Source organism: Brevibacterium sp. ZH18 (assembly GCF_022748595.1).
Classification (GTDB): Bacteria; Actinomycetota; Actinomycetes; order Actinomycetales; family Brevibacteriaceae; genus Brevibacterium.
On the sequence record NZ_JALDSX010000001.1, the window covers coordinates 171,287 to 185,597 of the forward strand.

The 14,311-nt window shown below is 63.0% G+C and carries 14 protein-coding genes; 7 read left to right on the plus strand and 7 right to left on the minus strand.

Annotated elements, in window-relative coordinates:
- Nucleotides 1-38: 38 nt before the first annotated feature.
- From MPN20_RS00840 to aceE, 5 genes are all read right to left on the minus strand, one after another.
- Nucleotides 39-290, minus strand: a complete 252-nt coding sequence (locus tag MPN20_RS00840) for an acyl carrier protein (RefSeq protein WP_242778174.1) — start codon at nucleotides 288-290, stop codon at nucleotides 39-41.
- A 118-nt stretch (nucleotides 291-408) separates the two neighbouring features.
- The gene (locus MPN20_RS00845; protein ID WP_242778177.1) at nucleotides 409-1,410 is read right to left on the minus strand and encodes a beta-ketoacyl-ACP synthase III; all 1,002 of its coding nucleotides are present in this window, start codon (nucleotides 1,408-1,410) and stop codon (nucleotides 409-411) included.
- 19 nt (nucleotides 1,411-1,429) lie between these two features.
- The gene (locus MPN20_RS00850; RefSeq protein ID WP_242778179.1) at nucleotides 1,430-2,335 is read right to left on the minus strand and encodes an ACP S-malonyltransferase; all 906 of its coding nucleotides are present in this window, start codon (nucleotides 2,333-2,335) and stop codon (nucleotides 1,430-1,432) included.
- A 55-nt stretch (nucleotides 2,336-2,390) separates the two neighbouring features.
- Nucleotides 2,391-3,590 (minus strand): helix-turn-helix domain-containing protein, encoded by a 1,200-nt coding sequence (locus MPN20_RS00855; protein ID WP_242778182.1) that lies wholly within the window; start codon nucleotides 3,588-3,590, stop codon nucleotides 2,391-2,393.
- 139 nt (nucleotides 3,591-3,729) lie between these two features.
- A complete protein-coding gene (gene aceE, locus MPN20_RS00860; protein WP_242778185.1) occupies nucleotides 3,730-6,492 on the minus strand; it encodes a pyruvate dehydrogenase (acetyl-transferring), homodimeric type in 2,763 nt (920 codons plus the stop codon).
- 262 nt (nucleotides 6,493-6,754) lie between these two features.
- Between aceE and MPN20_RS00865 the strand changes: the two genes are divergently transcribed.
- From MPN20_RS00865 to MPN20_RS00875, 3 genes are all read left to right on the plus strand, one after another.
- Entirely contained in the window at nucleotides 6,755-7,198 is a 444-nt protein-coding gene (locus tag MPN20_RS00865) for a DUF3052 domain-containing protein (protein ID WP_242778188.1), read from the plus strand.
- Nucleotides 7,195-7,662 (plus strand): redoxin domain-containing protein, encoded by a 468-nt coding sequence (locus MPN20_RS00870; protein WP_242778191.1) that lies wholly within the window; start codon nucleotides 7,195-7,197, stop codon nucleotides 7,660-7,662. Before MPN20_RS00865 ends, MPN20_RS00870 begins: the two co-directional genes overlap by 4 nt.
- A 152-nt stretch (nucleotides 7,663-7,814) precedes the next feature.
- Entirely contained in the window at nucleotides 7,815-8,219 is a 405-nt protein-coding gene (locus MPN20_RS00875) for an HIT family protein (RefSeq protein ID WP_242778194.1), read from the plus strand.
- A gap of 81 nt (nucleotides 8,220-8,300) precedes the next feature.
- Here the strand turns inward: MPN20_RS00875 and MPN20_RS00880 are convergent, their stop codons facing one another.
- Complete coding sequence (locus MPN20_RS00880; RefSeq protein ID WP_242778197.1) at nucleotides 8,301-9,482, minus strand: PLP-dependent transferase; 1,182 nt, start codon at nucleotides 9,480-9,482, stop codon at nucleotides 8,301-8,303.
- Between the two features lie 109 nt (nucleotides 9,483-9,591).
- Here MPN20_RS00880 and MPN20_RS00885 point away from each other — a divergent pair, with 109 nt between their 5' ends.
- Nucleotides 9,592-10,068, plus strand: coding sequence for an Lrp/AsnC family transcriptional regulator (locus MPN20_RS00885; RefSeq protein ID WP_242778200.1), 477 nt, complete (start codon nucleotides 9,592-9,594; stop codon nucleotides 10,066-10,068).
- A gap of 227 nt (nucleotides 10,069-10,295) precedes the next feature.
- Here the strand turns inward: MPN20_RS00885 and MPN20_RS00890 are convergent, their stop codons facing one another.
- On the minus strand, nucleotides 10,296-10,904 hold the full coding sequence (locus MPN20_RS00890; protein ID WP_242778203.1) for a DUF2249 domain-containing protein: 609 nt from the start codon (nucleotides 10,902-10,904) through the stop codon (nucleotides 10,296-10,298).
- Nucleotides 10,905-10,953: 49 nt separating this feature from the next.
- On the opposite strand from MPN20_RS00890, the gene MPN20_RS00895 reads away from it, so the two are divergent.
- The 3 genes from MPN20_RS00895 to MPN20_RS00905 all read left to right on the plus strand — a co-directional run bounded on the left by MPN20_RS00895 (nucleotide 10,954) and on the right by MPN20_RS00905 (nucleotide 14,176).
- Nucleotides 10,954-11,685 (plus strand): helix-turn-helix domain-containing protein, encoded by a 732-nt coding sequence (locus MPN20_RS00895; RefSeq protein ID WP_242778206.1) that lies wholly within the window; start codon nucleotides 10,954-10,956, stop codon nucleotides 11,683-11,685.
- Between the two features lie 90 nt (nucleotides 11,686-11,775).
- Nucleotides 11,776-12,123, plus strand: coding sequence for a cupin domain-containing protein (locus tag MPN20_RS00900; protein WP_242778209.1), 348 nt, complete (start codon nucleotides 11,776-11,778; stop codon nucleotides 12,121-12,123).
- Between the two features lie 172 nt (nucleotides 12,124-12,295).
- Nucleotides 12,296-14,176, plus strand: a complete 1,881-nt coding sequence (locus MPN20_RS00905) for an HNH endonuclease signature motif containing protein (RefSeq protein ID WP_242778212.1) — start codon at nucleotides 12,296-12,298, stop codon at nucleotides 14,174-14,176.
- Nucleotides 14,177-14,311 lie beyond the last annotated feature (135 nt).

Genomic DNA, 14,311 nt, shown 5'->3' on the forward strand with positions numbered 1-14,311 from the left:
CGGCCCGTCGGTGGACGGGCCGTGTACGTCTGGGTGGGTCAGGCCTCTTGAGCCTTGTTGATGTAGTCAACAGCGTCCTGCACGGTGACGAGGTCCTTGACGTCGTCATCGGGAATCTTGACGCCGAACTTCTTCTCAGCGTTGACGACGATGGTCATCATCGAGATGGAGTCGATGTCGAGGTCATCGGTGAAGGACTTCGCGGGCTCGACAGCTTCAACAGCCAGGCCGGTCTCTTCGTTGACGATCTCTGCGAGTCCAGCGAGGACTTCAGCTTCGGTGAATGCCATTTCTTTCCTACTTTCTAGTGTCAGCCGAGGGTTGCTCGGCCGGTTGAGGAACTTTTCGACGAGTGTCCCGCCGAATATCTTAGGACATTCACGGAGGGTTTTCCGTGAATGAGCACGTTTAAGGGAGGCGGATCACTTGTGCGCCGAAGACAAGACCCGCTCCGAAGCCGATCTGCAGGGCCAATCCGCCGCTGAGTTCCGGCTGCTCGCGCAGGAGTCGCTCGGTGGCAAGGGGAATCGACGCCGCCGAGGTGTTGCCGTTGTCGGCGATGTCACGCGCGATGACGACAGACTCGGGCAGCTTGAGCTGCTTGGCGAGTTCGTCGATGATGCGCATGTTGGCCTGGTGCGGGATGAACGCCGCCAGGTCGGAGGCTTCGATCCCGGCCGCCGTCAGAGCTTCCTTCGCGACCTCGGCGCCGTCCCAGACGGCCCAGCGGAAGACGGTCGGACCGTCCTGTCGCAGCGTCGGGAACGGGGTCTCACGATCGTCACGGACATCGATGAGCGATTCGGTCATCCGGATCGTCGACCAGTTCTCGCCCTTCGATCCCCAGACGGTCTTCGAGATGCCTGGCTCATCAGCGGAGGTGACGACCACTGCGCCCGCTCCGTCGCCGAGGATGAACGAGATCGAACGGTCCTCAGGATCGATGATGTCGGAGAGCTTCTCGGCTCCGATCACGAGGATGTTGTCCATCGTTCCGGAACGCACGAGCGAATCAGCCTGAGCGATGCCGTAACAGTAGCCGGCGCACGCGGCGCTGATGTCCCACGCCGGAACGGGCCCGGTTCCCAGACGATCGGTCAGAGCAGCAGCGGCAGACGGGGTCATGTAGGGGAAGGTCACGGTGGAGATGATGATTCCGCCGATGTCCTCAGGCTTGAGCCCGGAGGAGGCGATGGCCTCGAGTGCGGCCTCTTCGCACATGTCGAGGACGCCGACGTCCTTGCTGGCACGACGGCGGGTGATGATTCCGGTGCGCTGGCGGATCCACTCGTCGGAGGAGTTGATCGGACCGGCGATGTCATCGTTGGTCACGAGGTTCTCGGCGCGGTAGGCACCGATTCCCGCGATCTTCGAGAAGCTTCCCGTTTCGGCTGTCTTCAGTGTTGGCATTGTGGGTTTCCTTCGATTCTCAGGCGTGGGCCGCAGCGAACTCACGCGCACCGTCGAGGTCGGCGGCAGACTTGATGGCGAATGTCTCCACGCCCTTCATGGCGCGGCGGGCGATTCCGGTCAGGGTTCCACCGGGAACCAGTTCGATCATCCCGGTGATTCCCGCATTGAGGAGAGTTTCCTGGCACAGGTCCCACCGCACGGGGTTCGTGACCTGCTTGACGAGACGGTCCACATATTCCTGACCGCCGGTGACGACAGTGCCGTCGGAGTTGCTCAGTATCTGTACGCTCGGGTCGCTGATCTGCAGCGCCGCGGCGGTGCTTGCCAGTTCCTCGGTCGCCGGAGCCATGAACTCCGTATGGAAGGCCCCTGCGACAGGCAACGCGATGACACGGGCGCGCTCCGGCGGGTTCTCGGACAGCCGTGTGAGGCTCTCCTCGGATCCCGCGGCCACGGTCTGACCGCCGCCGTTGACATTGGCCGGGCTCGCGCCCGCAGCTTCGATGGCTGCGAGCACGTCTTCCGGCTCGCCGCCGACGACAGCCGACATTCCGGTGGGAGTCTGGGCAGCTGCCGCAGCCATTCCCTGGCCGCGCACGGCCACGAAGCGCATCGCGTCTGCCGGAGTGAAGACTCCTGCGATCTGGGCGGCGGCGATCTCACCGACCGAGTGGCCAGCGACGACGTCGGGGGTGACACCGAGCTCGGCGGCACAGGCGATCGCCGAGGCGACCAGCAGCGGCTGTGCGAGCGCGGTGTCCTTGATCGTCTCGTCGTCAGACTCGGTCCCGTGCAGTCGCAGGTCGATCCCGGACGCGGAGGAGAGTTCGTCGATCTGCGCGGCGAAGGTGGGCAGCTCCAGGAAGGAGCTGAGGAATCCCGACTTCTGGGCTCCTTGGCCCGGACAGGTGATGGCTAGCACTCAGTTCTCTTTTCGCTCGACTTCGATGTTCAATCTAGTGGATGGTTGGCGTTGCTCATTGAGTTTTGTCGCTGTTCGACAATAGCCCGGCATCTGACAGTCGCCCATACACCAATGCGATGTGGATGACGAAGGCATCACGGGCGGTCGTGGGATCGAGTGCGATGACCTCGGTGATCTTGCGGAGGCGGTAGCGCACGGTGTTGGGATGGACGGACAGAGCCTTGGCAGTGGCCTCCAATGATGACCCGAACTCGACGTAGGCGCTGACGGTCTTGAGCAGCTGACCGGTGCCAGACGTCAGAGGTTCGTAGTAGCGCCGGATGAGTTCGTTCAGTGCTGCGCCATCCCCGGAGAGCGCCCGTTCAGGCAGAAGGTCGTCGGCTTTGACCGGGCGCGGGGAGTCTGGACGTGCGGTTGCCGCCTTGAGCGCCTTGATCGCCGCCTTCGCCGAGGTGGCTGCCTCGGCCAAGGTCGGCACGCTGGGCCCGACGATGACTTCGGAGGGACCGAAGCAGTCCGAGAGGTCCTCGACTGACTCGTCGATCTCAGTGACGCCGCCGAGCACGATGAGCAGACGGTTGTCGTGGATGCCCACGAGGGCGTCGTCGGCCCAGCGCCTGGCCTTGCGCCGGATCACCTCGAGCCCCTTCTTCGCGGAGCGCTGCGGGGCACGGCCGACGATCACGCTGACCGGTCCCTCTGACTGCCACCCGAAGGCTGCGGTCCGGCTGGCCAGCTCTTCGACGGAATCCCCGCGCACGAGGGCATCGACGACCATGGCCTCCAAGCGGGCGTCCCAACTGCCCCGCGCCTCGGCGGCTCTGGCATAGACATCGGCTGCTGCGAACGCGATCTCGCGCGAATAGACGAGGACGGCCTCACGCAGTGCTGGCTGTTCGACCGCACGGGCGATGTCGGGCACGCGCTCCTCGACGACCCCGACGACGACCTTGAGCAGCTGCAGCGTCTGCTGCAGGCTGATCGCGCGGATGAGGTCGCGGGGTGCGGATTTGAAGATCTCACTGACCACGCGCAGATCGGTGTCCGGCTTGCGGTACCAGTCGATGAAGGACGAGATGCCGGACTGGGCGAGAAGACCGACCCAGGAACGATCGGACGGCGACATGGACCGATACCAGGGGAGCCGATTCTCGAGCCTCTGCAGCGTGACTGTGGAGAGGACTCCCACTCCTGCCCGCAGCCGTCGTGCTGTCTCAGCGCGGCGCCGGAGGGTTTCGGCGTCAGTTGTCATGGGTTCCACTTTAAACGATTCCGAACAATCGGATTGTCCGCGACGCACAAAGTTTTGTCGAGGAACACAAGAATGGCCGGAGTCGTGATGACTCCGGCCATTCTCGGCAGGATGAGCGTTCAGCTCATTGCGGCGAAGATCAGGCGCCTGCACCCTCGGTCGAACCGGAGTTGCCGGCGCGAACGTCGTCGAGCTGGTACTTCCGAGCAGCCTCGGCGGCCTTCTCAATCGGCAGTGCACCGGTGTCGGCCAAGGAGATCAGGGCCTGGGTGACGACCGAAGGACCATCGACGAGGTAGTAGCGACGCGCTGCCGGACGGGTGTCCGAGATCGCGTAGCCGTCGGTACCCAACGAGGTGAAGTGGTTGGGTACGTACTGCCGGATCTGGTCGGGAACCGCGCGCATGTAGTCCGAGGTCGCGATGACCGGCCCCTCGGCTTCGGCCATCTTCTCGGTCACGTACGGCACACGAGCTTCAGCGTCGGGATTGGTCAGACGCGCGTTCTCCATGTCCATACCGTCCCGGCGCAGCTCGGTCCACGAGGTCACCGACCACACGTCGGCCGAGACGCCCCAGTCATCAGCGAGGAGCTGCTGGGCCTCGAGGACCCACGGGACAGCGACGCCTGAGGCCATGAGCTGGACCTTCGGGCCGTCGGTCTCGGGTCCCTTGGACAGCAGGTACATGCCCTTGAGCACGCCTTCGACGTCCAGATCCTCAGGCTCAGCAGGCTGAACCATCGGCTCGTTGTACAGGGTCAGGTAGTAGAGCACGTTGGGATCGCGCTCGTCCTCGGGATCGTACATGCGGTGGATGCCGTCACGGACGATCCGGGCGACCTCGTAGGTGTAGGCGGGGTCGTAGGAGACGATCGACGGGTAGGTCGACGCCAGCAGGTGCGAGTGACCGTCGCCGTGCTGCAGGCCCTCGGCCACCAGCGTCGTGCGACCGGCCGTCGCGCCGAGGACGAAGCCGCGGGCCATCTGATCGCCGGCGGCCCAGAAGAAGTCACCGGTTCGCTGGAACCCGAACATCGAGTAGAAGATGTAGAACGGGATCATCGGCTCACCGTGTGTGGCGTAGGCCGTGCCGGCTGCTGTCAGAGCAGCGGTGGCGCCGGCCTCGTTGATGCCCACGTGGAGCAGCTGGCCGTCGGTGGCTTCCTTGTAGGCGAGAAACAGGTCGCGGTCGACCGAGATGTAGTTCTGGCCGTGCGGGTTGTAGATCTTCGCCGTCGGGAAGAACGAATCCATGCCGAAGGTGCGAGCCTCGTCGGGAATGATCGGGACGATGCGCTTGCCGAACTCCTTCTCCCGCATGAGGTCCTTGAGGACGCGGACGAATCCCATCGTCGTCGCGATCGTCTGTTTGCCCGAACCGCGCTTGCCGGCGTCGAACGCCTTGTCGGAGGGCAGCTTGAGATCGATGTGGGTGCTGCGGCGCTCGGGGGAGTATCCGCCCAGAGCCGCACGGCGCTCCTGCATGTACTTGATCTCCGGGGCATCCTCACCCGGGTGGTAGTACGGAGGCAGCTTCGGATCGGCCTCGAGGTCCTTGTCGGAGATGGGGATTTGGAAGTGATCGCGGGCCAGTTTGAGGTCGTCGATCGTCATCTTCTTCATCTGGTGCGTCGCGTTGCGAGCCTCGAAGTGAGGTCCGAGCGAGTAGCCCTTGACAGTCTTGACGAGAATTACCGTCGGCTGACCGGTGTGCTCGAAGGCGGCCTTGTAGGCAGCGTAGACCTTGCGGTAGTCGTGGCCACCGCGCTTGAGCTGCCAGATGCGGTCGTCGCTGTAGTCCTCGACCATGGCCTTCGTTCGCGGGTCGCGTCCGAAGAAGTTGTCTCGGACGAATCCGCCGGACTCGCCCTTGTAGGTCTGGTAGTCGCCGTCGGGGGTGGCATTCATCAAGTTGACGAGGGCACCGTCGCGGTCCTTGCCCAGCAGGGCATCCCATTCGCGTCCCCATACGACCTTGATGACGTTCCAGCCGGCACCACGGAAGTAGGCTTCGAGCTCCTGGATGATCTTGCCGTTGCCGCGCACCGGTCCGTCGAGTCGCTGCAGGTTGCAGTTGATGACGAAGTTGAGGTTGTCGAGCTCCTCGTACGCTGCGACGTGGAGCATGCCGCGGCTTTCAGGCTCGTCGAGCTCGCCGTCACCGAGGAAAGCCCAGGTCTGCTGCTGCGAGGTGTCCTTGATGCCGCGGTTGTGCATGTACTTGTCGAACTGCGCCTGTGCGATCGCGTTCATCGGGCCCAAGCCCATCGAGACCGTCGGGTGCTCCCAGAAGTCCGGCAGCTGATGCGGGTGCGGGTACGAAGGCAGACCCTGCGGCTTGCCGTCGATGAAGTGCGACTGCTGCTGACGGAAGCCGTCGAGCTGCTCGCTGCTCATCCGGCCTTCGAGGTAGGCGCGGGCGTACATGCCGGGGGAGGCGTGGCCCTGGTAGAAGATGTGGTCGCCGCCGCCGGGGTGGTCCTTGCCGCGGAAGAAGTGGTTGAGGCCGACTTCATAGAGCGTGGCGGAGGAGGCATAAGTCGAGATGTGGCCGCCGACCTCGACGCCAGGACGCTGCGCCCGGTGAACGAGCATCGCTGCGTTCCAGCGGTTCCAGCGCCGGTAGCGGCGTTCGACCTCTTCGTCGCCGGGGAACCATGGTTCGTTCTCTGGTCCGATGGTGTTGATGTAGTCGGTGGCCGTGAGGCTGGGGACGCCGATCTGCTTCTCCCGGGAGCGCTGGAGCATCCGCAGCATCACATAGCGTGCGCGCGAGCGTCCTGCCTCGTCGATGAGGCCGTCCAGAGAGGCCAGCCACTCCTCGGTCTCCTCCGGATCAATGTCCGGCACCTGACTGGGCAGGCCATTGAGTATGGGTCCGCCCTGATTCCGATTGTCCACGGTGTGGTCCTCTCTTCCGCTCCACGATCTTCGTTCGTGTCGAGATCAAGCCTGACGAGTGGATTGTGCGATCAACTCATGATTGAGCCCAGACTCCACCCGATGCTCCCTTCAGCCTAGTACTCCCACCCGAACTTCGCTGGTCCGATTTCTTGTGATCTGCCTGACGGGTTGATGCCGTTCGGTGTCTTTTGCGATGCTTCGGACTCGCTGGACGCGCCGCCATTTGCGCCTTGAGCACTGTTGACGGAACAATAAGGGCATGAGCAACTCCGCTTCTGAAAGGACATCTTCCACGTCGACCCTCCCCAACGAGCTGGGCCACAACCTCGGTTTGTCAGCGGGAGACTATGTGCAAGAAATCGGCTACGACGATGACGTCGACCTGGAACTGTGTCAGGCGATCGAAGGCATCATCGGTGAGAAAATCGCGGACGGTGATGTCGATGACGTCTTCGACGTGATCCTGATGTGGTGGCGAGCTGACGATGATGATCTCATCGATGGTCTCGTCGACGCCCAGGCCACATTGAAGGAGGGCGGCGTTGTCTGGCTCCTCTCGCCGAAGGCCAGCCGTCCCGGCCACATCACCCCTGCTGACATCTCCGAAGCCGCCCCGACAGCCGGCATGCACGTGACCTCGACAGTCAGTGCAGCCGATCATTGGGCCGGATTCCGACTTGTGGGCAAGAAGAACTATTCATGATCCTTCGGCCCGGTGATCGGGCACCTGATCTTCAGGTGCCCGATCACTTCGGGTCGACGATCGACCTCGCCGAGGTTCTCCAGCGGTCCGCTGTCGTCCTCGTATTCTTCCCGTTCGCCTTCTCTCCAGTGTGTGGAGACGAGCTCGGTGCGCTCGAAGACTTCGTCCAAGAGCTGCGGGCCGCGTCCCATCCGGTGGAGGTCATTGGCGTGACCGTCGATTCGAAGTACACGCTCGCCGAGTGGGCGCGCTCCCGTGACATCTCCTTCGACCTCGGTTCGGATTTCTGGCCGCATGGTGCGGCGGCGAAGTCCTTCGGAGTCTTCGATGCCGATCACGGTGTCGCTGAGAGGGGCGTCTTCGTCATCTCTCGCGGTGGAACGATCGTGAGCAGCCGTCAGGCTTCGCGTTCGGAGACTCGTGACTTCACGGGCGATATCGCCCAAGCCGTCGCCAGTCTGTAACCGCTGGTCTGTGACGGCTGGTCTGTGACGGCGGCTCCGTGAATATCGACTCCGTGTCGGCTATGTTGAGCACATCACCAGCTTGACCACATGACCAGCTTGACCATATCGGACCCAGCGCGCAGCGCGCTTCCGTCAGGGAGGAAACACTCATGGCCACCATCTTCACCAAGATCATCAACGGCGAGATCCCGGGCACCTTCGTGCACCAGGATGAGAAGTGCGTTGCCTTCCTTGACGTCGCTCCGATGACTGAAGGCCACGTCATAGTCGTGCCCCGAGAGGAGATCTCGCACTGGATCGACGCGGATCAAGACCTTCTCGATCACCTCATGGCCGTCGCCCGGAACATAGGCCGCGCCCAAAAAGAGGCTCTCGACTGTGACCGGATCGGTCTCATGGTCGTCGGCTACGAGGTCCCGCACCTGCATATCCACGTTCTGGCAACGAACTCGATGGACGATTTCGACATCAGCGATCGTGCCCCTATGCAGACCCCCGAACAGCTCGAAGGGCCCGCCGAGAAGATCCGGCAGGCCCTCGCGAAGCAGTCCTGAGGCTCAGTCGCTCACAGGCTCAGCGGCCGATACGACGTGCGTCGAAGTCTCGTGCAGGCAGTGCGGCAGTGCGGTTCCGACTCAGGCCGCGGCGCGCACGGCGTCGAGAGCTGAGAACAGGTCCTCGGCCAGATCGTCGACGTGCTCGAGCCCGACGGACAGCCGAACCAGACCGTCACCGGGCTTTGCCGTGGCGGCCACAGGCCTGTGCGTCAGCGAGGCCGGGTGCTGGATGAGCGTATCGGCGCCTCCCAGGGAGACCGCATGGACGACAAGATTGCAGTGTTCGACGAACTCTCTGGCCGCCTCGAACCCGCCCGTAAGGTCGAGCGCGATCATCGCACCGCCGCCGGACATCTGCCGTCCGAGCAGCCCCCGCGGGTCCTGACCCTTCAGACCCGGGTAGCGGACCTCGGCAATCGCGGGATGGGCGCTCAGGCGCTCGGCGAGCTGTCCCGCAGTCTCCTGTGCGGCGCGCATCCGCACAGCCAGCGTTCGCAGTCCGCGATGCAGGAGATAGGCGCCCATCGGATGGAGCAGGGCGCCAGTGATCGCACGAACCTGGCGCAGGCGCATCGCCCAATCGGAGCTCGTGGCGATGATGCCGCCCATGGCGTCGCCGTGACCGCCCAGGTACTTCGTGGCGCTGTGGAGGACGAGGGCCACACCGTGCTTGATGGGCTGCTGGAGCACAGGCGTGCAGAACGTGTTGTCGACGAGCACGGGGACGTCGCCGGCAGCCGCGACCACTGCGTCGAGGTCGACGAGGTCGAGGCTCGGATTGGCCGGCGTCTCGACGATGACGAGCCCGGTGTCCTCCCGGATCGCCGAGGCGATATCTGCCTCTTCGGCCCAGGTGACCGTCGTGCCGAGGAGCCCGGATTCGAGAAGATGGTCGCTGCCGCCGTAGAGCGGGCGCACCGCGACGATGTGCGGAGTGCCCGCGTTGACCGCAGCCAGGAGCGCAGCGGTCATCGCCGCCATACCCGTGGCGAAGGCGACGGCCTCGTCGGCATGTTCGAGTTCGGCCAGCGCAGTCTCGAAGCGAGCGACGCCGGGCTGCCACAGGCGTTGGTAGACAGCCGAGTCGCCGTCCTTGAGCGGATGCCCGGTGGCGAGCCATTCGTATGAGTCACCTCCGGTGCGGATGTCATTGACCGGGTTCGTCGTCGACAGATCGATCGATGGCACATGGACGCCCGCCTCGGTGAGGCCATCCATTCCGCCGTGGACCATACGTGTTTCGGGGTGTAGAGAAGTCATGAGAGCATTCAAGCCATTCCTCCGACCAAGCGCAATGGAAACTCAAGGATCTGTGATGATCTCTGATCTGGATGCAGATTCTGCCATCACTCGTGACAGACTGTGAGGCATGTCGCAGAAAGTGGAGATCGATGACGTCGACCGGAAGCTGCTCACGGTCCTCAGCCGTGACTCACGGACCTCGGGTGCAGCTCTGGCAAGCACCGTAGGCATCTCGGAGTCGACGGTATCGTTGCGCCTCAAACGGCTGAAGAGCCTCGGCGTGATCAAAGGGTACGGCGTCGACCTCGACGCCGCGGCCCTCGGCGTCCCGCTTCAGGCCCTGATCTCCATCCGCCTGGCCAAGCACGATCGGGCGGAGATCGACGCGTTCACCGCCGCGGCACCGAAGTTTCCGGGGGTCGTACGGATGTATCACATGGCCGGCGCCGACGACTATCTGCTCCATATAGTCGCCACCGACACCGAGGCGGTCCAGTCCTTCGTCCTCGACTATCTCACCCGCTATCCCGCGGTCGCCCACACCCGGACGAACTTGATCTACAAGGTCCAGGACGGCACCGAATGGATTCCCGTCGGCCAATGATCGGCAAGCGCGGAAGGCGCTCCGACTCGCGGGCCGTAAGTGGGCCATGGCAACCCCGAAGACCCGGCCCACCGACGTCGCTCGTGGGCTGCGGGCAGTATCGCTGCGCGTCCCCGTCCGATCCGCGCAATCTGTGCCACTGAACCAAAGTCGGGTCTTCTCCGCGCAAGGCCCAGCTGTCACTCTGCGGCCTCAAGGATCCGCCGGCCGGGGCCGTGGTGTGACGGTCACGACCTGCTTGTGATCGTCAGCCCCTGTTTGCGCTGGTGAACTGAGAAATAGCGCAGACCGGTTTCGTCGTCGGCCACGAAGTGCCTGCGCGAACGGCGCGGCAGCCACACGATCTGCCCCGGGGCGAGCGAAATCGTCGACAGCTCGGTCTCCAATGTTCCGCCGCCGCCGAGGATGTGGATGAGGACGTCGAGGTCCGGGCCCATGTGCTCACGGATCTCGCCTCCTGGGGCCAACGAGATGATGTTCGCATCGAGGTCGCGCTGCGCCGGCTGCAGCTGCCAGACCGAGCCGGACGCCTCGGCTAGTGCGTCGACGTCATCGACGTCGACGAGAACGCGGGGGATCGGCGTAGCGGCGCGTTTGCTGATTCGGACTCGAAAACCGTCGTCGGTGGCGGGCAGTGGTTCCCAGCCGACCGCCTCGGCGAATTCCGCCTCCATCTCATCCTTGAGGTGTTTGGGTTCGTGATCGTTGACGAGGGTCAGCCAGGATCCAACCTCGAGCTTCCGATAGGCGGTGATGATGAGCGGATGGCGCTCGGGCTTCGGGATGGTGCGCACATCGATGACTTCCGATGCGTCGGCTGCTTCGTTTTCGGCCATTGTGATCCTCCGCAGTTTATTCCAAGTCGTTCTTGTATAAACTAACACCATGAAACCTCTTTCGGATTCACTGTCAGCGAAGGATGAGTCTCGGACACAGAGGCGAGCCGATGTCCTGCGGGCAATCCGTTCGAGCCGATCGCCAGTAGGCGTCAATGGCTTGGCGGCTGATCTCGGAGTGCACCCGAACACAGTGCGCTTCCACCTGCGCAGCCTCGAAGCCGAGGGCCAGATCGTCCGGGGATCAGCAGGTGTCGCACATGGTCCCGGTCGGCCTGCCGTGACCTATCAGTCCGTGCCCGACGAGAGCACTGAGCATCAGCGGGCAGACCTCTTGGCTCATATCCTGCTGTCCGAGGTCGACGCCGATGCCCAACCGTTCGAACGGGCCCGTGCTGCAGGTGTCAGGTGGGGGAGAGCAGAAGCTGTGCGCAGACAGGGGACACGCAAAGACGCGACGACAGACCCACCGGCTACGGCCAACGTGAACTCTCGCGCAATCGGTGAGCTCATCGATGTGCTCGACGATGCGGGTTTCGCCCCCACCGCGGCTTCAGCAGACACCATCGATCTGCTGCATTGTCCGCTGAAGGAATTCGTCGCGGCGCATGGACGGACTGCCTGCGCCGTCCATGAGGGCATGATGCGCGGCTTCCTCGACGAGACCGACGCACCCGCGTCGGTGCGGGCTTTGCAGCCGTTCGCGTCGCCCGGAGTCTGTCGGACCACTCTGGAACAGCGCAGTGAAGTCACCGTGAGCAGCGCAGCGAAGTCACCGTGAGCGGTGCAGCGAGCGGACCCTGAACATCGCAACGCTGTGCACAGACGTGCAATGCCTGACCAGCAACCCAAACCACGCAAGGAGCGAAACATGACACACCACTCGACTATCGAAAATCTGACCGAACTGGCCGCGGCGCTCTTGGTGAAGGCGCGCGCAGCACGCAGTGGTCGCACCGCGCAGGGAGTCTACGGCGGAAAGTACCTCAAGCAGACGATGCTGGCACTGGCTGCGGGCTCTCAACTCGCGGAGCATGATTCGCCGCCGGAAGCGACTCTTCAGGTTATTCGAGGGGCCGTCGAACTCTCCGGCGGAGACGAATCGTGGGCTCTTCGCGCTGGTGACCTCATGGCGATTCCTCCGCAGCGCCACTCCGTGACAGCCACCGAGGACGCCGTATTCCTACTGTCGATCCGGCTGGACGTCACCAAGGCGTGAGACTGCAGTGATGGAACCTTGAACTGCACGCGGAAGAAGAATCGGAACCATCTTTGTCGCGATTTAGTTGTGTACTAACGAATTTCGAACAAACCTATCGACAATAGGTTGTTGGAGGAGTAGAATAGGAGCAACCGGACAACAGCGCAGTTGACGAACGGAACTCGCGACGATGACCCTTACCCCCGACCGTACGCCAGGCAATCAGGGCAAGCGCTCCACCAGCGCCGAACCTGGTTCGCGTGCGGCCAAGGTGCAGTCGGCGAAACCTGAGCTCAATACTCTGCGCGAACAGCTCGAATCCGCGGGAATGGATATGAGCAGCAATCCGCTGGCTGGAAAGTTCGAGGAAATGGCGGCTGTGCCCACGGGCGATAGCGGTCCCGACCGAACCGAATTGCCGGACTCGAGCGTCCCCGACACAGAAGTATCCCATCCGCTGCTCACCGACTCGCAATGGAATCATCTCGCTCGGCTTGCCCCTGAACTGACCAATAGCATCGGCAGCCTGTCCGTGCTCCGTGACGAGTTCAGGACCTTTGAGCGACCGCTCGGCCCTGACGACGCAATGACAGTGATCAACGGCATCGAAACAGCCTCCCGCGTCCTCGAGGCAATGTCGACAGTGGCGCTGTCGATCTACGAACGCTGCGGAACTCCGACCGATTATGGAGCGAAGACGACGAAGTCACTCGTTCAGGACCGCCTCCATCTGACCGGACGCGAAGCGAGCCGTCGCACGGAGATGGCGAAGAACCTCGGCAACAGGGTCGATATGACGGGACAGGCCAGAGGACCGCTCAATCCGATCGTCGCCGATGGCCTGCACACCGGCGTGCTGTCAGCTGGTCAGGCCACGGCGATCAATGACTGCCTGTCAAAGCTCCCGACATGGATATCTCAAGACGTACGTACTCAAGTCGAAACGGACCTCGTCGCCAAGGCGCCGTTGGTGAGAGTCTTCGATTTGCGACGGATATTCTCGGCCATCCTCGAACGCATCGACCCTGACGGGACTGAGCCAGTTGAACCTCAGGACCGCTGTGACTATCGGGTCACCGTCCGCCAGCGCGACAACGGAGATTGGGTGCTATCCGGGTTGCTCGACGCAGTCACTGGGGGAGTCCTCAACGGTCTGCTGACGTCCCGAATCCACTCGGACAACGACAATTCTGTGACAGGCAACGACCGCTTCGAGGCAACCAGTGACCTGAATCGACCGGCATCCATTCCGGAGCAAGCAGGGTCGAAGCCAGACTTCCTTCCTGATGCTGCCGGACCGGACTCCGAGCAAGGAACTTTCGACATCTTCGGTGCGGTGCTGGCAGGCGATATCTCTGATGCACCGCTTCTGGCGCCGTCTCCCGATGCCGATACAGAGGCCACGTCGACGATGGCCGGAGTCGGTGTCCACGACGATGGCACCACGGTCGATACGACCGATGCTCAAGGCTCGGTCCGCAACCTCATCTACGAGCGCTTCTCCACAGTCATCAAACGGTTCGAGATGGATCGGGTCGGGAAAGGCGCACCGTATTCTCTGGTCGTCACCGCAAACGCTGAGGATCTGGCTATGGGCAGCGGATACGCAACCACCGGATGCGAAGCTAAGTTCCCCATCTCGACTGCACAGCTCGAAGGTCTGAACGGTTCGGTCTTCTTCCATCTCATGTCCGGCCAAGCGAAGACTGTCGCCGTGGCGACGGAGAAGCGCTTCGCGAATGCGAAGCAGCTCGCTATCATCACCGCTCGCGATCAAGGATGCACTTTCCCCGGATGTGATTCGCCACCGGGATGGTGCGACGCTCACCACATCGTGCCGTGGGCAGACGAGGGAGTCACCGACGTGAACAACCTCACCCTGGCCTGCGGGATGCATCATCATCTCATCGACCACTCCGACTGGTATGCAGTCATGCTTAAAGATGGACGTCCCGCCTGGATACCACCGTCCAGCGTCGACCCAGCACGCCGACCAGTGCTGCACGCCAGATTCGTAGCAAGGGAGATTATTGATGATCTCTCTAAAGGCCGCGACACCTTCGAGAGTTAACCAGGCAGACGAAGCTGCGGGGGAGAGGTCTGCGCTGACTCGCAGAGTGCGGGCTATTGGTCAGAGTGCACTCGAAAGCCGTGTTCAGCGCTTTCAATGGTTCGGTAATGAGAAATGTGCCGCGACATCGAGTGA